This window comes from Actinomycetota bacterium (assembly GCA_019347575.1).
GTDB lineage: Bacteria > Actinomycetota > Nitriliruptoria > Nitriliruptorales > Nitriliruptoraceae > JAHWKY01.
The window spans coordinates 1-19,401 of sequence record JAHWKY010000021.1 but is presented as its reverse complement, the minus strand read 5'-3'; the positions used below and the strand labels follow the sequence as shown (position 1 = coordinate 19,401).

The 19,401-nt window shown below is 70.5% G+C and carries 22 protein-coding genes; 16 read left to right on the top strand and 6 right to left on the bottom strand.

Annotated features, from left to right (window positions below):
• Positions 1-251: 251 nt before the first annotated feature.
• The 4 genes from KY469_14400 to KY469_14385 all read right to left on the bottom strand — a co-directional run bounded on the left by KY469_14400 (position 252) and on the right by KY469_14385 (position 2,903).
• Positions 252-968 (bottom strand): SDR family oxidoreductase, encoded by a 717-nt coding sequence (locus tag KY469_14400; protein MBW3664288.1) that lies wholly within the window; start codon positions 966-968, stop codon positions 252-254.
• A 26-nt stretch (positions 969-994) separates the two neighbouring features.
• The gene (locus KY469_14395) at positions 995-1,237 is read right to left on the bottom strand and encodes a NifU family protein (GenBank protein ID MBW3664287.1); all 243 of its coding nucleotides are present in this window, start codon (positions 1,235-1,237) and stop codon (positions 995-997) included.
• Between the two features lie 37 nt (positions 1,238-1,274).
• Positions 1,275-2,504 carry a hypothetical protein gene (locus KY469_14390; GenBank protein ID MBW3664286.1) on the bottom strand — a complete coding sequence of 410 codons (1,230 nt, stop codon included), beginning with the start codon at positions 2,502-2,504 and terminating at the stop codon, positions 1,275-1,277.
• A gap of 123 nt (positions 2,505-2,627) precedes the next feature.
• A complete protein-coding gene (locus KY469_14385) occupies positions 2,628-2,903 on the bottom strand; it encodes a hypothetical protein (GenBank protein ID MBW3664285.1) in 276 nt (91 codons plus the stop codon).
• Between the two features lie 97 nt (positions 2,904-3,000).
• Between KY469_14385 and KY469_14380 the strand changes: the two genes are divergently transcribed.
• From KY469_14380 to KY469_14330, 11 genes are all read left to right on the top strand, one after another.
• Positions 3,001-3,558 (top strand): carboxymuconolactone decarboxylase family protein, encoded by a 558-nt coding sequence (locus KY469_14380; GenBank protein MBW3664284.1) that lies wholly within the window; start codon positions 3,001-3,003, stop codon positions 3,556-3,558.
• Entirely contained in the window at positions 3,555-4,484 is a 930-nt protein-coding gene (locus KY469_14375) for an NAD(P)-dependent oxidoreductase (protein ID MBW3664283.1), read from the top strand. The genes KY469_14380 and KY469_14375 overlap by 4 nt, the downstream gene beginning before the upstream one ends.
• Positions 4,481-5,278 carry a glucose 1-dehydrogenase gene (locus KY469_14370; protein MBW3664282.1) on the top strand — a complete coding sequence of 266 codons (798 nt, stop codon included), beginning with the start codon at positions 4,481-4,483 and terminating at the stop codon, positions 5,276-5,278. The genes KY469_14375 and KY469_14370 overlap by 4 nt, the downstream gene beginning before the upstream one ends.
• A gap of 97 nt (positions 5,279-5,375) precedes the next feature.
• A complete protein-coding gene (locus KY469_14365) occupies positions 5,376-6,716 on the top strand; it encodes a DUF1446 domain-containing protein (protein ID MBW3664281.1) in 1,341 nt (446 codons plus the stop codon).
• A 3-nt stretch (positions 6,717-6,719) separates the two neighbouring features.
• Positions 6,720-7,064 carry a hypothetical protein gene (locus tag KY469_14360; GenBank protein MBW3664280.1) on the top strand — a complete coding sequence of 115 codons (345 nt, stop codon included), beginning with the start codon at positions 6,720-6,722 and terminating at the stop codon, positions 7,062-7,064.
• 5 nt (positions 7,065-7,069) lie between these two features.
• Positions 7,070-8,596: an AMP-binding protein gene (locus tag KY469_14355; GenBank protein MBW3664279.1), complete on the top strand. Its 1,527-nt coding sequence runs from the start codon at positions 7,070-7,072 to the stop codon at positions 8,594-8,596.
• Positions 8,586-8,873 carry a hypothetical protein gene (locus KY469_14350; GenBank protein ID MBW3664278.1) on the top strand — a complete coding sequence of 96 codons (288 nt, stop codon included), beginning with the start codon at positions 8,586-8,588 and terminating at the stop codon, positions 8,871-8,873. Before KY469_14355 ends, KY469_14350 begins: the two co-directional genes overlap by 11 nt.
• Before the next feature lie 63 nt (positions 8,874-8,936).
• Positions 8,937-9,146 (top strand): hypothetical protein, encoded by a 210-nt coding sequence (locus KY469_14345; GenBank protein MBW3664277.1) that lies wholly within the window; start codon positions 8,937-8,939, stop codon positions 9,144-9,146.
• Between the two features lies 1 nt (position 9,147).
• Positions 9,148-10,239, top strand: a complete 1,092-nt coding sequence (locus tag KY469_14340) for a hypothetical protein (GenBank protein MBW3664276.1) — start codon at positions 9,148-9,150, stop codon at positions 10,237-10,239.
• A 2-nt stretch (positions 10,240-10,241) separates the two neighbouring features.
• Entirely contained in the window at positions 10,242-11,597 is a 1,356-nt protein-coding gene (locus KY469_14335) for a hypothetical protein (protein ID MBW3664275.1), read from the top strand.
• A 21-nt stretch (positions 11,598-11,618) separates the two neighbouring features.
• A complete protein-coding gene (locus KY469_14330; protein ID MBW3664274.1) occupies positions 11,619-11,846 on the top strand; it encodes a hypothetical protein in 228 nt (75 codons plus the stop codon).
• Between the two features lie 22 nt (positions 11,847-11,868).
• Here the strand turns inward: KY469_14330 and KY469_14325 are convergent, their stop codons facing one another.
• Positions 11,869-12,615 (bottom strand): SDR family oxidoreductase, encoded by a 747-nt coding sequence (locus tag KY469_14325; GenBank protein ID MBW3664273.1) that lies wholly within the window; start codon positions 12,613-12,615, stop codon positions 11,869-11,871.
• 107 nt (positions 12,616-12,722) lie between these two features.
• Between KY469_14325 and KY469_14320 the strand changes: the two genes are divergently transcribed.
• From KY469_14320 to KY469_14305, 4 genes are read left to right on the top strand one after another with little or no spacing between them, the layout of a single operon-like run.
• Complete coding sequence (locus KY469_14320) at positions 12,723-13,907, top strand: amidohydrolase (protein MBW3664272.1); 1,185 nt, start codon at positions 12,723-12,725, stop codon at positions 13,905-13,907.
• A 38-nt stretch (positions 13,908-13,945) separates the two neighbouring features.
• On the top strand, positions 13,946-15,985 hold the full coding sequence (locus KY469_14315; protein MBW3664271.1) for a hydantoinase/oxoprolinase family protein: 2,040 nt from the start codon (positions 13,946-13,948) through the stop codon (positions 15,983-15,985).
• A 1-nt stretch (position 15,986) separates the two neighbouring features.
• The gene (locus tag KY469_14310; GenBank protein ID MBW3664270.1) at positions 15,987-17,825 is read left to right on the top strand and encodes a hydantoinase B/oxoprolinase family protein; all 1,839 of its coding nucleotides are present in this window, start codon (positions 15,987-15,989) and stop codon (positions 17,823-17,825) included.
• A complete protein-coding gene (locus KY469_14305) occupies positions 17,822-18,676 on the top strand; it encodes an MFS transporter (protein ID MBW3664269.1) in 855 nt (284 codons plus the stop codon). Before KY469_14310 ends, KY469_14305 begins: the two co-directional genes overlap by 4 nt.
• Here the strand turns inward: KY469_14305 and KY469_14300 are convergent.
• Positions 18,673-18,969, bottom strand: coding sequence for a DoxX family membrane protein (locus KY469_14300; protein MBW3664268.1), 297 nt, complete (start codon positions 18,967-18,969; stop codon positions 18,673-18,675). The genes KY469_14305 and KY469_14300 overlap by 4 nt on opposite strands.
• A 164-nt stretch (positions 18,970-19,133) precedes the next feature.
• On the opposite strand from KY469_14300, the gene KY469_14295 reads away from it, so the two are divergent.
• The coding region (locus KY469_14295; GenBank protein MBW3664267.1) for a TetR/AcrR family transcriptional regulator at positions 19,134-19,401 on the top strand (268 nt) is incomplete at its 3' end.

The following is a 19,401-nucleotide window of genomic DNA, read 5'->3' as shown; positions in this document are numbered from 1 at the left end:
TTGACGGTCGTCGCGGGCGGGGCGTGGGCCGGCACTCGCCCCGCGCGGCAACCGTGGTTCCTGCGCCGAGCCAGCCGGATGAAGATGGTGCGAAACGCTTCCGCGGAAGTGCGCCGATGACGAGAACGCGCGTCGATGCGCGTTTCCGTCAGGCCGAGGGACGTTGGTCGCGTTGGCGATGACGACAACGCGCGTGGATGCGTGTTTCTGTCATGGCGTCGGTTGCGCGCGCGGGGACTCTTGCGGCGACGTCACGCCCCGCCCGTCACGGCGATCCTGGCGCCCGTGACGTAGCTCGCGGCGGGGGAGCAGAGGAAGGCGATGAGTGCGCCGACCTCTGCGGGATCGCCACGGCGGCCGAGCGGTGGTACGAGCGTCAGGCCAGGATCGTCGGCGACGAAACCGCGGACGAGGTCGGTGTCGACGAACGCGGGCTCGATGAGGTTCACCCGCACACCGTGAGGTGCCAACTCCTTGGCGCTGGAGACGGTCATGCCGATCAGGCCGGCCTTGGATGCGGCGTAGTGCGCCCCGGTGACACCACCGTTGAGCGACGCCGGGGATCCGACGTTGACTATGGAGCCGCCGTCGCCCTCGATCATGGCGAGCGCCGCCCGGCGCAGGATGGCGAAGGGCGCCGAGAGGTTGATCGCGAGCGTCCGGTGCCAGACGTCCTCGGAGAGCTCCGTCAGGGAGTGACGCTCGGCGATGCCCGCGTTGTTGACGACCGAGTCGATGCGACCGTGCCGCTCGAGCACCGCTTCGACCAACGCCACGCCTGCCGCGGGCTCGGCGAGGTCGACCGTGATGGCGTCCCCGGCAGCGCCGTGCCACTGCACCAATCGGACGACATCGCGGGCGGCCGCCTCGTCCTGCCGGTACGAGATCACGACCGTCGCGTGGTTCTCGGCCAAGCGTTCCGCCGCGCCGCGACCGATGCCCCGCGAGCCACCCGTGACGAGGGCCACCTGGTCACGCGGTGGCGGGGTCGGAGTCACGTCTCGAGCTGGCTGAGTTCAAGGGTGACCTCGGGCGCTTGCCGCTCGAGCGCCGTGCCCAAGAGCTGGCCGAGTTGGTCGGGCGTGAGCACGCACACGTCGCACGAGCTGTCGAGGTCGTAGCCAACGCGGGCGACCTTGCGCTCGTCGTCGTAGCCGAGCAGCTGCAGGTCGCCACCGTCCGCACGCACGGACATCGCGATGGCGTCGACGGCGGTGCGGACCTGAGCCTCGGTCATCGGTCGTCTCCTGGATGGGTCATGGTCGGGTCGAGCATCAAGGGGTGAGGATCGGTCGGCTCGCCGGCGCACCCAAGCCGGTGAGGTACTGGCTCTTGCCCGCGGCACCACCCACGACGCAGACGTGGAAGAAGCGTGGGTCACGTGTGACGGGCACGAGCTGGTCCGGCTGGTCGACGACCCACTTCCACTCCTTGCGCACGCTCTGGGGATCCTGCGCCGCCCCGATCCAGCTCCACTCCCGCCGGGCCGTGGTGAACAGCTCCTGGCGGATGCGCTCCTTGTCCCAGCCGTCGTTCGCGAACACCTCGGCGTGCTCGGGGGCGAGCAGGATCAAGTTGTGCATCTCGGGGCGGTTGTGGAACGACAGCTGCACCGAGCAGGCGCCCGAGCTGGTGGCCGTTCCCGCGAAGGTGCGCAGCAGCGGTTCGGCGTGGTAGTTGTAGAAGTCGTAGACCTCGATCTCGGACTCGACGCTGAAGACCGTGACGATGTTGTCGTCCCCGTCGAACCCACGCTCCACGTGCAGCGGAACCCACGGGCTGGCGGCCTCGTTCTCGGCCAGGCACATGCCGTACTTCTTCGGTGACCCGATCGTGTCGAGGTCGAGGATCTCGAGGTAGCACTTGCCGACGTTCATCAGGATCAGGCGAAGCGCGCGACCGATGACCGTGTTCACGCGCGACTGGCGGCCGGGACCGAGTGCTCCCCGCCCGGAGTTGACGCCGAGCTCGCGGGCGATCGGTCCGTTGATGACGATCAGCGGGGCGTGAGGGCCGGTCGACATCGCGACGTCGCGCAGGTTGAACACCGGATCGCTCATCGCCTCGACCGCGGCGATGAGCACGGGCAGGTGCTCGGGCCTGCACCCGGCCATCACCGCGTTGACCGCGAGCTTCTCCACGGTCGCCGCGCCCAGGCCAGGTTGCAGTGCGGCCACGACGTGGTCACGCGCGAGCGGCGTCGCCGCGAACATCGCCTCGACCTTCTCGTCCGTCGGCGGGATCAGCGGGAACCCGTCCCCCCATCCACGGTCGAGGTAGTCGTCCTGGAACGCCTGCGCTGCCTCCAGCAGGTCACCTCCGCTGTAGGTCAGGTTCGCCTCCTCGGGGTCGGGCTCGATCAGCACGCCGGCGGCGCGTGCTTCGCTGTCACGGGACAGGGCAGAGATCAACTCGTCCAGAGCGTCGTCCACGTAGGTACGGACGGTGTCGTGGCCGAGGTTGGTCAGGCACCGTGGCACCACGATGATGGGGAGGTCCCGCATGCCGAAGGCGATGGCGCTGGCCTTGGCGTCTTCTTCGAACTCGGCTGCGACGACCGCCGCAGCTGGCGTTCCACGACGTTCGATCTCGATCAGGTCGTGGATCAGCCAAGAGGTGCAGGACCCTCAATCGCCGGTGGCGCCGATCACCACGTCGGCCTTCAGGGCCGCCTCGTCGATGTTCTCGGTCGGCGCCGGGAAGTTCTGGTAGCGCTCGTGCAGCGCCACGTCGAACCGCTCGGCGAACCGCGCCCCGGCGTGCTCGAGCGCGACCTCGCCGCCCGGCTTCTCGTTCCACCACAGACCGAGCGTCAGGCCGTCCAGCGACGGCGGCCGCTTGGCTGGGGGATCGTTGGGCGTGGCCGTGAGCGCCACGGGGTTGCGAACCGTGATCGATGCCATCCGGCACCCTCCCGCAGAGAGACTATGCTAATGGTTAGCCTAGAATAGCCGAGGCGTCAAGTACGGGCGCGTATGGGCCGTGAGCGAGGAGGCGGTCGTGTCGATCGACGGAGACTGGACCTGGTCGGGCGACCTGCCGTTGCGCTCGTCGGCGGACACGGACGGCGAGGTCAGCCGCGTCCTCGGCAAACTGGAGTCCAGTGACCAGGACCTGACGGTCCTGCGGCTGGTGGCCAACGCTCCCGACGCGTTCCGACCCTTCGTGCTGCTGGCGAACGCTCTCATCCACCGCGGTCACCTGCCCGCGGCGGTCCGCGAACTCGTGATCCTGTGGCTCGGCGTGGAGGAGGGCTCCGCCTACGAGTGGGCGACCCACCACGAGGCCGCTCGCGCGGCCGGTCTGTCGCAGGAGCAGCTGATGGCTCTGCGCGCCGGGACGGTCGACGATGCCGACGCGCCCTTCGACGACGAGCAGCGGCTGGCCTTGAGGCTGTGCCGGCGGCTCCACGCCGGCGAGCGGTGGGGCGACGAGGAGTGGGCGGCAGCGGCGACGGCGTGGGGGCGCGAGGGCGCGCTCGACCTCGCCTTCACCGTCGGGTGGTGGGGCGGGATGGTCCCCCACGTCCTGCGCGCGTTCGGGCTCGAGCCGAGGTGAGCTCCGGCGGCGGCGAGGCGGTCCTGGTCACGGGCGGTTCCGGGCTCATCGGCCGGGCGGTCGTCTCCGAGCTGCGGCACCGGGGCCACACCGCGGTCGTGTTCGACCCGGTCGCACCGGCCGACGCCGGTGCCGTGCACGTCGAGGGTGATGTCCGTGACCTCGCCGCGATCCGGTACGCCGTGGCCTCCAACCGCATCCGGCGGGTCATCCACCTGGCTGCGCTGATCGGGGTCCGCACCGACGCCGACCCGCACCGCGCCGCCGCGGTCAACGTGATGGGGACCAGCAACGTCCTCGAGGCGTGTCACGTCGAGGACGTGGCGCGCCTGGTGTTCGCGTCGTCCATCACGCGCCAGGCGGGGTGGGGGTTGCCGCACACGGGTGGCGACCACCCTGCGCCGCGCAACCTCTACGGGGCGCACAAGCTCGCCGCGGAGTTCCACATCGACCTCGCCCGCCGCAACCGCGGGCTCGACGCGACGGTCGTCGCCATCGCCGGGACGCTCGGGGTGGGACGGAGGGGCCTGGCCCCCGACGCCGCGCCGCACCTGCACCTGTTGACGTGCGTCGCGCGTGGCGAGCCGGCGATCGTGCCGGCGGAGCCGAGGTGGTCGCTGCCGCTGCGCCACGTGCGTGAGGTCGCCGCGATGCTCGTAGGTGCGGTGCTGCGTCCGACGGGGCGACCCTTCTACCACGCTGGGGGCCGTTACACGTCGCTGGCCGATCTCGCCGATGCCGCACGCGCGGTCGTCCCCGACGCGGACATCCGGTTCACCGGCGGGACGCGGCCCTCGCTGCCCGAGGTGGACGCCACCGCGGCGGACTCCGACTTCGACCTCACGCCGAGGACCCTGGAGCAGATGGTGGCGGTCGTGATCGAGGAACTCCGGACCCACGGTCCCGACGACGAGGAGGAGCCGTGAACCGTCTGACCGACAAGGTCGCGCTCGTCACCGGAGCGGGCTCGGGCATCGGCCGTGCGGTCGCGGTCCTGTTCGGTCGGGAGGGCGCGCGCGTCGCGTGTGCCGACATCGACGTCGCGGCCGCGGAGAGCACGGCGGAGGCAGTGGCCACCGAGGGTGGCGGCGACGCGATCGCGGTCGAGGTGGACGTCAGCTCCGAGGCTGCCACCCAGCGCATGGTCGGCCTGACGCTGCAGGCCTACGGTCGGCTCGACGCGGTACATGCCAACGCCGGTATCCCCGGGCCGGGGTCGGCCGCCGACGTCGAGTTCGAGCGCTGGAACCGCGTCCTGGCGGTCAACCTCACCGGGGCATGGCTGACGGCGCGTGCTGTTCTTCCGACGATGCTCGACCGGGGGGCCGGAGCGATCCTGTTCACCGCGAGCGTCTCCGGCATCGTGGGCACTCCCGACACCGCGGCCTACTCCGCCGCCAAGGGCGGCGTCGTCGCGTTGACCCGGCAGATGGCGGTCGATCTGGGACGTCACGGCGTGCGCGTGAACGCCATCTGCCCCGCGACCGTGCGGACCCCGCTGGTGGAGCGCTTGTACGCACGGGGCACGGCGAGCGAGGACGAGATCACGGCGCGCCTCGAGCTCGCCGCCTCGCGGCTGGCCCTCGGCCGCCTGGGCCGACCCGTCGATGTGGCCCAGGTGGCACTGTTCCTGCTCAGCGACGATGCCTCGTGGATCACCGGCGGGGTGTTCCCGGTGGACGGCGGCCTCACGGCGACCGGTTGGCTCGGCGGCGCCTGAGGTGCGGGGTTGACGCCGTCGCAGAATCAATTACTATGAATCGCCTAGATAGCGGAGTTGGGTCGGGCACGCCGGACGGGCCCCGAAGGAGGCGGTCATGAGCGAGGGACGGGTGCGGATCGGCTGTGGATCCGCCTACGCGGAGGATCGCATCGAGCCGGCAGTCGATCTGGTCGAGCAGGGTGAGCTCGACTACCTCGCCCTCGACTGCCTGGCCGAGCGCACGCTGGTGCATGCACAGCTGCGACGGCTGGAAGATCCCGACAAGGGCTACGACATCCGCCTCGACCGCCTCGTGCGCGAGCTGACGGCACCCGCGGTCGAGCGCGGCATCACCTTCATCGCCAACATGGGGGCCGCCAACCCCGCGGCCGGTGCCCGGCGCACCAAGGAGCTCCTGGCCGAACTCGGCCACCCGGACACGAAGGTGGCCGCCATCACCGGCGACGACGTCCTCGAGTACGTGCTCGAGCGCGACCTTCGGCTCTCCAACGGCAAGCGTCCCTCGGAGATGGACTACGGCCTCGTCAGCGCCAACGCGTACATCGGCATCGACCCGATCATCGAGTCGTTGCGTCGAGGCGCGAACGTGATCGTCGGGGGGCGCATCGCGGACCCGTCGCTGTTCCTGGCACCGGCCGCGTTCGAGTTCGAGTGGCCGCTCGACGACTGGGATCTGCTCGCCGGCGGCCAGGTCGCTGGCCACCTCCTCGAGTGCGGGACCCACGGAAGCGGCGGCAACTTCGCCGACCCGCCCTACCGGATGGTCCCCGACCTGTGGAACCTCGGGCTGCCCATCGCCGACGTCTACCCCGATGGCACCTCCACCATCTGGAAGCTGCCCGGGACGGGAGGAGCGGTGGACGTCGAGAACTGCAAGGCGCAGCTGGTCTACGAGATCCACGATCCGTCCACCTACCTGACGCCAGACCTCACCGTCGACATGCGCGAGGTCACCCTGGAGCAGAAGTCGCACGACCACGTCTTCGTCCAGGGCGCTCGTGGCCGCGCCCGCCCCGACACGCTCAAGGTGCTCGTGGGCGTCCGCGAGGGCTTCACCGGCGAGGGTGAGGTCAGCTTCGCCGGGCCAGGAGCGCTCAGCCGAGCCCAGCTCGCCGCGGACACCGTCACCAAGCGCCTCGCCCACGACGGCGTCGTCACCGAGGAGCTGCGGATCGACTACATCGGGCTCAACTCGGTGCACGGGGACGCGACCCCCGCGGACGCACCCGAGCCGTGGGAGGTCCGACTGCGGTTGGCGGCTCGCTGCAACACCGAGGAAGCGGCGGCGGCCGTGGCGCAGGAGGTCGAGTTCGTCTACTTCGGGTCGGCCGCGGGCGGAGGGGTCCGCAAGACCGTCAAGCCGGTCCTGGCGATGTACTCGGCGCTGGTCCCGCGCGAGGACGTTTCCGTCACCGTCGACATCCTGGAGGGCTGATCCATGCGCACCGTGCAGCTGCGCGAGATCGCGTTCGTCCGCTCGGGCGACAAGGGCAACACGTCCAACGTCGGCGTGGTGCCCTACGAACCCCAGCACCTCGACCTGCTCAAGGAGCAGCTCACCGTCGACCGGGTGCGCGAGCACTTCGGTCCGCTGGTGCGCGGCGACGTCACGCGCTACGAGTTCTCCGGGATCTCGGCGCTCAACTTCGTCCTGACCGAGGCCCTCGGCGGGGGGGTGTCGCGCTCGCTGGCGCTCGACACCCACGGCAAGGCCTACGCGTCGTTGATGCTGGCGTTCGAGGTCGAGGTCCCCGACGACATCACCCTGCGTCTCGATCAGTAGCGCCGATGCGCATCGGGGACCTGCTCGACCGCGACGCCCGGCTGTACGCGGACGAGCCGGCGGTCGTCATCGTCGATGGTCCGGCCGTCACCTACCGCCAGCTCCGCGCCCGGGTGGGTGGTCTGGCGACCGCGCTGATCGACCGCGGCGTGACCGCGGGCGACCGCGTCGTGGTGATGGCCGGCAACAGCCTCACCCCGTTCGACGCCTACCTCGCGTGTGCTTACGCCGGCGCGGCAGCGGTGCCCGTCAACACGCGCCTGGCCGCGCCCGAGATCGTGCACATCGTCGAGGATGCCGCCCCGTCGTTCGCGCTCGCTGACCCCAACTACGTCGAGATCCTGGCGAGCGTGCTCGACGACTCGATCCCGCTCATCGCGACGGACAGCACCGACTACCAGCAGATGCTCGCGCGGGCCGAGGAGCCGTCGCTGGCTTCACGGGCGAGCGCTTCCGACATCGCCCTGATCATCTACACGAGCGGCACCACCGGACGGCCGAAGGGTGTCTGCCTGAGCCAGGCGGCTCTGACCTTCAACGCCGTCACGATGGCGATGGTGCAGCGGTTCGTCCCCACCGACGTGTTCATGACCATGACGCCGCTGTACCACGCGGCCACGGGGACCCGGGTGGTGTCGATGATCGTCGACGGGCAGACCCACGTCGTCCTGCCTCGGTTCGACGCGGGGGAGGCGCTCGCTGCCATCGAGCGCTACGGCGTGACCACGACCATCGCCGTGCCGACCCAGCTTCGCCGGATGCTCGACGTCCCTGACCGGGACCGTCCCGATCTCTCCAGCCTGCGGCTGCTCGTGTACGGGGCCGCACCCACCGGCCTGACGCTCATCCGGCGCGCCATCGAGGAGCTGCCGGGCGGCATGTACCAGGGCTACGGGCTGAGCGAGGCGACGACGAACCTGACCGGGCTGTTGCCGGAGGAGCACCGCCCCGACGCCAGCGACGAGCTGCTGCGGTCCGCCGGCCGACCGGTCCCCGGCGTCACGATCGCGATCCGCGACGAGCACGGCAGCGATCTCGCGCCCGGCGAGGTGGGGGAGCTGTGCGTCCGCAGCGACAAGCTCATGGCCGGCTACTGGCGCAACCCCGAGGCCACCGCTGAGGTGCTCATCGACGGGTGGCTACGCACTGGCGATCTCGGCCGGATGGACGAGGCCGGGTACGTGTGGATCGTCGACCGCGCCAAGGACATGCTGATCAGCGGCGGCGTGAACGTCTACCCCAGCGAGATCGAGGCCGTCATACGCGAGATCGAGGGTGTGGCCGAGGTGGCGGTCGTGGCGCGTCCCGACGATGAGTGGGGCGAGGTCCCCGTCGCGTTCGTGGCCCCCACGGCCGGTCGCGAGCTAGACGTCGACCTGCTGCGCGAGCGTTGCGTGGCGAACCTGGCCAAGCTGAAGGTCCCGACGGCCTTCCACGTCGTGGACGAGTTCCCACGTACAGCGAGTGGCAAGATCAGGAAGATCGAGCTACGCGAGCGACTGACCGAGGAGGGTGTCGTCGATGGCCGCTGAGAGCCTGCGTCTCGTCTCCCCCGAGGGCCGCGATGTCACCGGCGAGGACTGGACCCTGGGCGGCGCCGTGCCCGACATCGAGGGCGCGACCTTGGGGTTCCTGGACAACACGAAGCACAACGCCCGTCTGCTCCTGCGCACGCTCGCCGACCTGCTCGGCGAGCGCGGGGCGTCCGCCGTGCACGGGCGCAAGCCCAACTCCGTCATCGACGGCGGCCCCATCACGGGCGAGTTGGCGGCCAAGTCGCGCGGCATCATCACCGGGACCGGCGACTGAGGAGCGTGCACGTCGCACAGTTGTCGCGACATCGTCACCTTCGAGCGGCTCGGCCTTCCGGCGGTGCTCCTGGTCAGCGAGGCGTTCGAGCTGCAGGCGGAGTTCGAGCTCGCACGCCTCGGGGCGACCTCCGCACGCCTGGTCGTGATCCCGCACCCGTTCGGCTCGCTGCGGCACGACGAGGTCGTCGCGGTGGCCGAGGGCGCGGTGGACCGCGTCGTCGCTGCGTTGACCTCGTCGCAGCCACCGGCGGTCCGCGATCTGGGGAGGTGACGTGAGCGACATCCCACCGGAGGGATCAGCGCCGTTCGAGGTCGTCGAGACCGCGGTCACCGACGACGCGGCCTTCCAGGCGTACGCCCGCGAGCGGGGCTGGTCCGACGGCTTGCCGATGCTCGCCCCGACCGTGGAAAGGGTCGAGGCGATGCTCGCCACCGTCGACGCACCACCGGACCACGTCGTGGCGACGCTCGCTCCCAGCAACCGCCGCGCCACCCTCGCCGACATCGCGGCCAACGCAGTCATGGCGGGTGGCAGCCCCGACCGGTTCCCCGTTGCCGTAGCGGCGATCGCCGCCGTGGCCGACCCGGCGTTCAACCTCGAAGCGGTACAGACCACCACGCACACCGTGTCCACGCTCGTGTTCGTCAACGGGCCCGTGCGCGGATCCGGGTTCAACAGCGGGGCGGGGATGTTCGGTACCGGCAACGAGGCCAACGCCACGACCGGTCGCGCCGTGCGCCTGTGCCTGCAGAACATCGGCGGGGCGCGCTCGCCCAACCCCGACCGCTCAACGCAGGGTAGCCCGGCGAAGTTCACCTACTGCGGGGCCGAGGCCGAGGAGGACAACCCGTGGGAGCCCCTGCACGTGCAACGCGGCTTCGCGGCCGACGTCAGCACCGTGACCGTCTTCGGTGGTGAATCGCCGCACAACATCCAGGACCACGTCAGCACCGAGCCCGCGGGGATCCTCCACACCGCGGCGGGGACCATCGGCGCCATCGGATCGAACAACGTCTACTACGGCGGCGAGATCCTGGTGCTGCTGTGTCCCGAGCACGCCGCGACGATCGCCGACGGGGGGTGGACCCGCAACGACGTGCAGGGCTTCCTGTTCCAGCATGCCCGCAACTCCCTGCGTGAGCTGAAGCGCGGGGGGATGTGGGGGATGCAGTGGTGGCCGGAGTGGTTCTACGCGGTCGACGAGGACGCGCTGCTGCCCGTCGTGCGCGAGCCCGAGGACCTGGTGATCGTCGTGGCCGGGGGGCCTGGCAAGCACTCCTCGTGCGTGCACTCCTGGGGGGCCACGCGGAGCGTCACCCGCCCGGTGCTGACCGAGCACCTCTCCCGCCTCGACGCGACCTGACCGTGGACACGATCAGTGTCGGCGCCGGCGCGGCCCAGGAGGAGTTGTTCCAGCGGGGCTGGACCGACGGCCTCCCCGTCATCCCGCCCACGCGCCAGCGCGTGGACGTCGGTCTCGAGGCACTCGGACTCGAACCTGCGACCGTCCTGGGCACGGTCGGTGACCGCACGCTGACCGCCGATCGCTTGGTCTCCAACGCGGTCATGGCGGGATGCAGGACCGAGCACCTGACCGTCGTGGCGGCCGCCGTCGACGCCATGCTCGACCCCGGGTTCAACGTCGAGACGGTCGTCAGCAGTACGGGCGGGGCGGCGCTGTGCCTCGTTGTGAGCGGACCGATCTCGGCAGCGGTGGGGATGAACGCGGGCCCAGCCGCGCTGGGGCCGGGCAACCGCGCCAACGCGACCATCGGTCGTGCCCTCCGCCTGATCGCTCGCAACGTCCTCGGTGCGCGACCCGGCGAGCGGGATGGGACGTCGATCGGGCACCCGGGCCAGTACACGCTGGTCGTCGTCGAGTCCCCGCCTCCCTCGGGATGGTCGACGCTGCGTGAAGCCCTCGGCCACGCCCCGTCGGAAACGACGGTGACGTTGCTCGGGACCGAGGGCCCGCGGCAGATCGGGAACCACCTGAGCGCGGACCCTGACGCGCTCGTCGCGACCATCGCGACCGCGATGGCCGACCCCGCCAGGTTCGCCGTCGGCAAGGCCGGGCAGGGCGTGGTCGTCCTCGGCCCGGAGCACGCGGCGGCGTTCGCCCGGGCGGGCTGGGACCGTTCGCGCGTGGGCGATGCGCTCGCGATGGCGAGCCGGGTGTCGCCGGAGGCGCTGCGCAGGGCGGGGGTCGTGCTCGAGGACGATCAGCTCGACCTGCGCGGCGATGACGGCCTGCTGCCTGTCGTCGAGAGCCGAGCAGACCTGCTCCTAGTGACGGCCGGCGGAGCCGGCCCCGGCTGGTCGGCCTTCCTCCCCGCCTGGGCGCCCAAGCGGCACTCGGGCTCGGCCGTCGTGACGCGCCGGGTCGATACGCCTCACGCCCCCGATCACCTCCCCGCGCAGCAGGGCGGCTCGGTGGCCGAGATCGTCATCCCGGTCGTGGCCGAGCCGACACCCGAGCTCGTCCAGCCCGCCCCCCGCGACGAGGTCGCGTCCGGGTCCGCGCTCGCGCTTATCGACAACAGCAAGCCCGGAGCGGCGCGGTTCCTCCGGTACCTGGGGGAGGCCCTATCTGAGCACCTGCGGGCTATCGGCGAGATCGAGCTGGTGACCAAGCCGACGTCGGCCCGTCCGCTGGATGCCACCACTACCGGCTCCGTCGCGGCGCGATCGCGTCTCGTCATCAGCGGCGTCGGTGACTGAGGCGCGTGCACGTCGTGCAGTGTGCGCGACGCCGTCGAGCTCGAGCGACACGGGGTGCCCGCCGTCGTCGTGGTCACCGAGCCGTTCCACGGACTCGCCGACGCCACCGCCGCGGCTCGCGGGGCGGAGGGTTTCCCCGTCGTCGTGGTCCGTCACCCACTTGCTCCGCTCGGCGACGATGACCTCCGCGCGGAGGCGGAGCGCGTCGCCATCGACGTGCTCACCGCCCTGACTGTCCCGTGGGCTTGAGCGCGACGACGTGCCGTCGTCGTCAGGAGGTGACGGTGTGACCGCCGGGGCGCGACAGGGCGGCGACGAAGCCGCCGTCGACGCGGACCTCGGTGCCGGTGATGTAGCTCGCCGCGTTGGAGGCGAGGAAGCGGATGACCGTGGTGACCTCGCCGGGATCGGCGCGTCGGGGGATGGGCACGCTGTGCTGGCGTCGAGCGTCGGCCTCGGCGTCGCTCCAGAGGTGGGCGGTCATGGGTGTACGCACCGCCCCTGGGGAGACGGCGTTCACTCGGATGCCATCGGGGGCGAGATCCACCGCTAGCTGCTGTACGAGGCGTGCCAGAGCCGCCCTCGATGGCCCGTAGGCGAGTGAGCCCCGGTACCCGACCGTGGTGGCGACCGAGGTCACCGCAACGATGCTGCCGCCGTTGCGCAGCCGATCGCGCAGGGCCTGGGTCGCGAGCAGCAGCGAGGTGCAGTGGACCTCGAGGCTCGTGCGCAGGTGCGTGGCGGCGGTGTGATCGTCGATGGAGGTCGGCAGGAGCACGCCGGCGCAGTGGGCGAGGCAGGCCAGCGGCCCTTCGACGCGTGCGGCGGCGGCCACGATCTGCTCTGGATCGGCGAGGTCGACCGCGACGCCGCCACCAGCCGCGGCCGGGACCGGGTCCCGGTCCCACGCGTGCACCCGGACGCCCTCCGCGGTCAGGGTTCGTGCCAGCTCGTGGCCCATGCCCGACGCGGCTCCGGTCACGACCCACGGACGTGCGGCTCGCGGCTGGGTGACCATGCTGCACCTCCGGTTCGATTCGACGCTCCTGAGGCGCGAGGGTTGACGCCGAAGCAACGAGCGTGTATCTATGATAATCATTCGTAGAGCTACGGACAGGGGTCAGCATGGGAGACTTCCCGCTCATCGTCTCGGCCGATGATCACGTCGTCGAGCCCGCGGATCTGTGGACCAGCCGGCTGCCCGCGAAGTACCAGGACGTGGCGCCGCGGGTCGTGCGCGAGAAGGGGGAGGTCGCGCTCCGCGAGGGCGATTTCCACTACGAGCAGACGGACGAGGGTCGGTGGGCCGACGTGTGGTACTACGAGGACGTGCGCGTGCCAGCCACGATCCCCGGCGCGGCGGTCGGCTACTCGCTCGACGACGTCACGATGGACGTCATGACCTTCGACGAGATGCGCCCCGGCTGCTACCAGCCCAAGGCACGGCTCGAGGACATGGATGTGGCCGGCATCGACCGGTCCCTGTGCTTCCCGAACCTCTTCATCCGCTTCTGTGGCCAGCGCTTCCTGCAGGGCCAGGACAGGGAGCTTGCGCGCCTGTGCGTCGAGGCCTACAACGACTTCATCGTCGAGGAGTGGTGCGCAGGCTCCGACGGTCGCCTCATCCCGCTGGGGATCATCCCGCTGTGGGACGCGGACCTTGCGGCCGCTGAGGTGCACCGCATGGCGGAGAAGGGGATGCACGCGATGTGCTTCTCCGAGATGCCGGCCAAGCTCGGCCTGCCGTCCATCCACGGCGACCACTGGGACCCGTTCTTCGCCGCCTGCGAGGAGACCGAGACGGCGATCATGGTCCACATCGGGTCCAGCTCGCAGTTGCCCGTCACGTCCTCGGACGCCCCGAACGCGGTCCAGAACTCGCTGCCGGCGGTCAACTCCGCGATGTGCATGGTCGATTGGCTCTTCTCGGGGTTGTTCATCCAGTTCCCGAACATCAAGCTGGGTCTCGCGGAGTGCCAGATCGGCTGGATCCCCTACTTCCTGCAGCGCGCCGACGAGGTGTGGGAGCACAACCGCGGCTGGAACGAGGTGCGCGGCAAGATCCCCGAGCCTCCCAGCACCTACTTCCCCGACCACATCTGGTGCACGTTCTTCAGCGACGCGTTCGGGCTCGACAACCTCGACGCCATCGGTGCGGACAACGTCATCTTCGAGACCGACTACCCCCACTCAGACTCGAACTGGCCGGACTCGCTCGAGGTCGCGAAGAAGCAGACGGAGCACCTCGATCCCGTGACCACGGAGAAGATCGTCCGCGGCAACGCGCTGCAGCTGCTCGGGCTGCAGTGACCGACCCCTCACGAGGGGCCGACGACAGGTGGATGTCGATGGTGGGTCGACTGCGCGTGGGTATCGACGTCGGTGGGACCTTCACCGACGTCGTGGGGATCGGGGAGGACGGTGACCGCTGGGCGGTCCTGAAGGTCCCGTCCACTCCGAGTGACCCCAGCGTCGCCGTGATCGACGGGCTCTCGCGGCTGCTCGCCGATGAGGGCGACCCCGAGGTCACCTTCCTGGGGCACGGGACCACCGCAGGTACGAACGCGTTCCTGACGAAGAGCGGCGCGCGCACCGCCTTGCTCGCCACCGCGGGCTTCCGGGACGTGCTCGAGTTCCGGCGCATGGATCGCAGCGGGATCCTCGACCCCTACGAGCTTCAGTTCGACTTCCCCGCCCCGCTGGTGCCAGGCAGGTACCGCATCGGCGTCGCCGAGCGCATCGGCCGCGGCGGCGAGATCATCGAGGAACTCGACGACGTCGAGGTCGAGCGGGTGATCGGCCTCCTCCGCGACGCCGAGATCGAGGCCGTCGCGGTCTGCCTGCTCTGGTCGTTCGAGAACCCGGCCCACGAGATCCGGTTGCGGGACGCCTTGCATGAGGCCCTACCCGATGTCTACGTGAGCTGCTCCCACGAGATCGACCCCTCGATCATGGAGTACGAGCGTTCCAGCACGACCGTCGTGAACGCTTACCTCGGCCCGCTCATCGACCGCTACATGCGTCGCTTCGAGGCCGAGACGCAGCGGCGTGAGCTCCCGGCACCGCGGATCATGCAGTCCAACGGTGGGCTCGCCTCGATCCATGAGGCGACGCGACAACCTGTCGCGCTGCTCGAGTCGGGACCCGCAGCGGGCGTCGCCGCATGCAGCTACCTCGCGGGGCGGATGGGCATCGAGGACCTCCTCGCCGTGGACATGGGTGGCACCAGCTTCGACGTCGCACTCGTCGTGGGCGGTCGCCCACAGCTCAACATCGAGACCGAGGTCGACGGCTACGCCGTGCGCGTCCCGATGCTGGACATCCGCAGCATCGGTGCCGGCGGTGGTTCCATCGCCTGGGTCGACGACGGCGGGGCGCTACGCGTCGGTCCCCAGAGCGCTGGTGCGGATCCGGGACCGGCGTGCTACGGGCGCGGCGGCACCCTCCCGACCGTCAGCGATGCGAACGTCGTCCTCGGCTACCTGCGTGACCTCGCGGGTGGCGACCTCAGCGTCGAGGCTCCGGCCGCAGAGGAGGCGCTACTGACCCACGTAGGCAAGCTGCTCGACCTCGAGGTCGTAGGCGCAGCCAGCGGCGTCTACCGGCTCGTGAACGCTCACATGGCGGACGCGATGCGCATCATCGCGAGCGAGCGGGCGATGAACCCCGGTGACCTGGCCCTGTTCGCGTACGGCGGAGCCGGGCCGATGCACGCCTCGGCTCTGGCGCGTGAGCTCGAGATCGCCCGCACCATCATCCCGCCGCACCCGGGGACGTTGTCCGCGATGGGCGTGGGGACGGGCGACCTCATCCACGATCTCCGTGAGTCGGTCCTACGTCCGCTCCACGTCCTGACCCAGGAGGATCTCGCCGGCCTGTTCCGGACCCTCGGCGATCGGGCGCGCACGATCCTGAACGACGAAGGTGCGACGGAGGAGCAGATCAGCCTCCAGCCCTACTTCGCCGCGCGTTACATCGGCCAGATGCACGACCTCGAAGTGCCACTCGCAGGCGAGATCGCAGACGTGGACCTCGAGGAGATGGCGCGGCGCTTCCACGCACTTCACCGCGGGGTCTACGGCTTCGCGGTCGAGGACGAGCCCATCTTCGTCGTCGGTGCCAGGTTGCGTGCCGTCGGGGCGATCAAGAAGCCCGACTTCGGCGTCGAGAGCAGCGACCTCGAACCGGAACCGGCGTTCCGCGGGGAGGCGTGGTTCGAGGACGGCGGCTACGTCGACTGCCCGTTCTTCCAGCGTCAGCCCTGGAAGGTGGGTCAGCGGCTGGCTGGTCCCGCGGTCATCCAGGAGTACGACTCCACGACCCTCGTGCTGCCGGGACAGCACTGGTCCGTCGACGAGCTCGGGTCGATCGTGATCGAGGAGGGTTGAGGTGACAGAGCCAGTCGATGCGGTCACGTTCGAGGTCGTGCACGCGGGTCTGCGGGCCGTGGCGCAGGAGATGAAGACCGCGGTGCAGCGGACCGCGTACAGCCCCATCGTGTCCACGGGTGGAGACATGTCCGTCGGGATCGGCGGCCCCGACGGGCGCGTCGTCGCGCAGGGGCGCGACATCCCCGCCCAGCTCGGGGCGCTGCCGTTCTCGTTCGAGGCCATGCTGCGCGACCGGGCCGGGACGCTCGGGCCGGGTGACGTGCTCATCGGCAACGATCCCTACGTCAGCGGCTCGAACCACATCAACGACGTGTGCCTGATCATGCCGGCGTTCACGGACGACGAGACCCTGCTCGGCTACGTCTGCACCCGTACGCACTGGATGGACATCGGCGGGTCGGCTCCAGGCTCGTTCAACGTCCGTGTCGCCGACATGTACGCGGAGGGCCTGCGGATCCCCACGCTGCTGGCGTACCGCGGGTACGAGCCGGTAGCGGACATCTGGGAGCTGATCTTCTCCAACGTCCGGGGTCGGACCGAGCGCGAGTGGGATCTTCGTGCCGGCTACGCAGGGTGCGTAGCCGGCGAGCGGGGTCTGCAGCGCCTCGCGCGACGCTACGGCAGCGGGACCGTGCTCGAGGTGAGCGACCGCGCGATCGAGTACACCGAGCGTCGCATGCGGGCTCGCATCGAGGAGGTCCCCGACGGCGAGTACAACGCCTTCGACTGGCTCGAGGGCGACGGGTGGGAGGATCGTCCCGTCCGCATCGAGGTCACGATGCGCGTGCGGGGCAGCGACGTCGAGTTCGACTGGTCAGGGAGCGCCCCCCAGGTCCGTGGTGGTCTCAACCTGGGGTTCCCGTCGACCGCCGGGGTCAGCGTCTACGCCCTCAAGGCTGCCCTCGACCCCGACATCCCGCCGAACGCCGGTATGTGGGCACCGGTGACGGTCACGGCGCCCGAGGCAACCGTCGTCAACCCCTCGCCACCCGCCCCCAACCAGGCAGGCGTGGCCGAGACGATCCAGCGCATGGCCGACCTCCTCATGCTGTGCCTCGCCGAGGCCGTGCCCGACGACGTCATCGCGGGGACGTTCGCGTCGGCGACCGTCATGATGATCGAGGGCCGCGACCCGCTCGCATGGCGACGTGAGGCACTCCGGCGCGACCGCATGATCCTGATGGACAACTCGCCGGGCGGGATGGGCGCACGAGCGACCCGTGACGGCGTCTCGGGGATCAAGGTCCACACCGGCAACGCTCGCGTCCAACCCGTGGAGATGGTCGAGTTCAACGCACCGGTGCGCTACGTCCGCTGGGAGCGGGTTCCTGACACCGGTGGGGCGGGGAGGCAACGGGGCGGCACGTCGGTCGCGCGTGAGTGGCAGGTGGTCGACGACGTGAACCTGACGTTGCTCACCGAGCGAGCTCACATCCCCGCGTTCGGCCTGTTCGGTGGGAGCGCCGGTGCGTGCGGTGTGTACGCGATCAACGTGGGATCGCCCGAGGAGCAGCGGCTGCCCTCGAAGACGCCCCCACAGCCGCTCGCCCGCGGTGACCGCTTCGTCCTCCAGTCCGCCGGTGGCGGAGGCTACGGACCAGCGTGGGAGCGACCCATCGACGAGGTCGTCGACGATTACCTCGACGGGTACGTGACTCGGGACGGGGCGCGCGCAGGCTACGGCGTCGTCATCGGTGCGGACGGTGCGGTCGATGAAGCCGCGACAGCGGAACTCCGCGCGCAGATGGCAGATGGCGCGGCCGCTCGGGGCGGCACCGTGGACCGCGGTACCTGGTCGTACGAGGACATCTCCTGGCCACCGGCGGACGGCGGGTGAGCGCTCGGCTCCGCACGTTCGGCGCCGCCCTCGTCATCAACGCCGCGGCGGCGCTGCCGGCGCTCCTCGTCGGCGCGCTCGCTCTCCAGCTGCGACGTGACCTGGGCTTCGGGGACACGGCGCTCGGCGCGGCACTCGGGCTGTACTTCGCGGTGGCCGCGGTCTGCGGCCCGTTCGGTGGTCGCCTGGCCGAGCAGTTCGGTTGGCGACGCTCGCTGGATGTCGCAGCCGGTATCAGCGCGTCCGTGCTACTCGGCATCGCGACGCTGGCCCACTCGTTCGCGTCGCTGGTGCCTTTCCTGATCCTCGGCGGGGTGTCGATCTCGCTCGCCATCCCGACCTCGAACCTGGTCCTCTCGCGTGAGATGCCCGCGGGGCGACAGGGGCTGCTGTTCGGTGTGAAGCAGGCATCCATCCCGTTCGCCGGCTTGCTCGCGGGCCTGTCGCTGCCCGTGGTCGCGCTGACCATCGGCTGGCGCTGGGCCTTCGTCGCTGGCCTGGTGGTTCCCCTGGCCGCAGCGCTGGCGGTCCCGCGCCGAGCCCTCGGCGGGCCCGAGCCTAAGCGTCAGCGCGCTGACACGGCGTCGATGTCCTCGATCGCGACACCGTCGCTCGTCACGCTGGCGGTGGGAGGCGGGCTCGCCATGGCGGGCGTCGGGGCGCTGAACGCGTTCGTCGTCGTGGCGACCGTCGATGCGGGTCTCGAGGAGGCCACGGCGGGGCTACTCGTCGCGCTGGCGAGCGTGGTGGGTCTCTCGGTCCGGATCATCGCAGGGTGGTGGGCCGACCGCCGGTCCAGCGGAGGGTTCCTGCCCGTGGCCGGGTTGCTCGCCGCCGGCGCCGGCGGCTAGCTTCGATGGCCGGACCGCGAGCGCTGGCGGCCGCGCTCGCCACGCTCGTCATCGCCGCCGGCTGTGGCGGCGACGGGGACGAGCAGTCCCAGGACCAGCAGCGAACCGGAGACGAGCTCGGTCATCGTCACGATGGTCGCGACGACGCCGGCATCCCGGTAGCCGAGCGCCTGGAAGTGGCCGACGGTGCGTTCACGACCCATGCCGTCGAAGCTGCCGTAGCGACGTTGGGTTCCGCGGACGATGAACAGCCCACCGACAACGGCGCGCAGGAGCAGCAGACCCAGTTCCATCGTCGTTCCCCTCGTGTCATCCGTGTATCACGGTCCGTGGGCACACTGGTCGGCGGGTCGGCGCCTGCCAACCCCTCACGCCCGTCCATCGGGACATGCTTCGGGCTCCGCCCCGGTCCGAACAGCCGAGGCGGGTGGGCCCTCCGGTACGGTGACCGGCGGTCATGAAGACACGAACCTCAACCTCGGGAACGGGCGCGGACCGGTCACGGCACCGCGGCGCGCAGCTCCTTTACGCGGCCGAACGGCTCTTCACCAGGCAGGGGGTGGCCGCGACGACCGTCTCGGACATCACCGGGGCGGCGGGCGTCGCCAAGGGCACGTTCTACCTCTACTTCGACTCCAAGGAGCAGCTGCTCGGGACCCTCAAGGAGCGGTTCATCGAGGGGATGGTCGACGTCGTGGCGGAGGCGACCGGCGACGTCGAGCCTG

Bases quoted from the DNA above. Each gene is read 5' to 3' on its own strand.
- KY469_14395 (MBW3664287.1), bottom strand. From the start codon at position 1,237: ATGACCGAGGCTCAGGTCCGCACCGCCGTCGACGCCATCGCGATGTCC.
- KY469_14390 (MBW3664286.1), bottom strand. From the start codon at position 2,504: ATGCGGGACCTCCCCATCATCGTGGTGCCACGGTGCCTGACCAACCTC.
- KY469_14385 (MBW3664285.1), bottom strand. From the start codon at position 2,903: ATGGCATCGATCACGGTTCGCAACCCCGTGGCGCTCACGGCCACGCCC.
- KY469_14365 (MBW3664281.1), top strand. From the start codon at position 5,376: ATGAGCGAGGGACGGGTGCGGATCGGCTGTGGATCCGCCTACGCGGAG.
- KY469_14360 (MBW3664280.1), top strand. From the start codon at position 6,720: ATGCGCACCGTGCAGCTGCGCGAGATCGCGTTCGTCCGCTCGGGCGAC.
- KY469_14355 (MBW3664279.1), top strand. From the start codon at position 7,070: ATGCGCATCGGGGACCTGCTCGACCGCGACGCCCGGCTGTACGCGGAC.
- KY469_14350 (MBW3664278.1), top strand. From the start codon at position 8,586: ATGGCCGCTGAGAGCCTGCGTCTCGTCTCCCCCGAGGGCCGCGATGTC.
- KY469_14325 (MBW3664273.1), bottom strand. From the start codon at position 12,615: ATGGTCACCCAGCCGCGAGCCGCACGTCCGTGGGTCGTGACCGGAGCC.
- KY469_14320 (MBW3664272.1), top strand. From the start codon at position 12,723: ATGGGAGACTTCCCGCTCATCGTCTCGGCCGATGATCACGTCGTCGAG.
- KY469_14315 (MBW3664271.1), top strand. From the start codon at position 13,946: ATGGTGGGTCGACTGCGCGTGGGTATCGACGTCGGTGGGACCTTCACC.
- KY469_14300 (MBW3664268.1), bottom strand. From the start codon at position 18,969: ATGGAACTGGGTCTGCTGCTCCTGCGCGCCGTTGTCGGTGGGCTGTTC.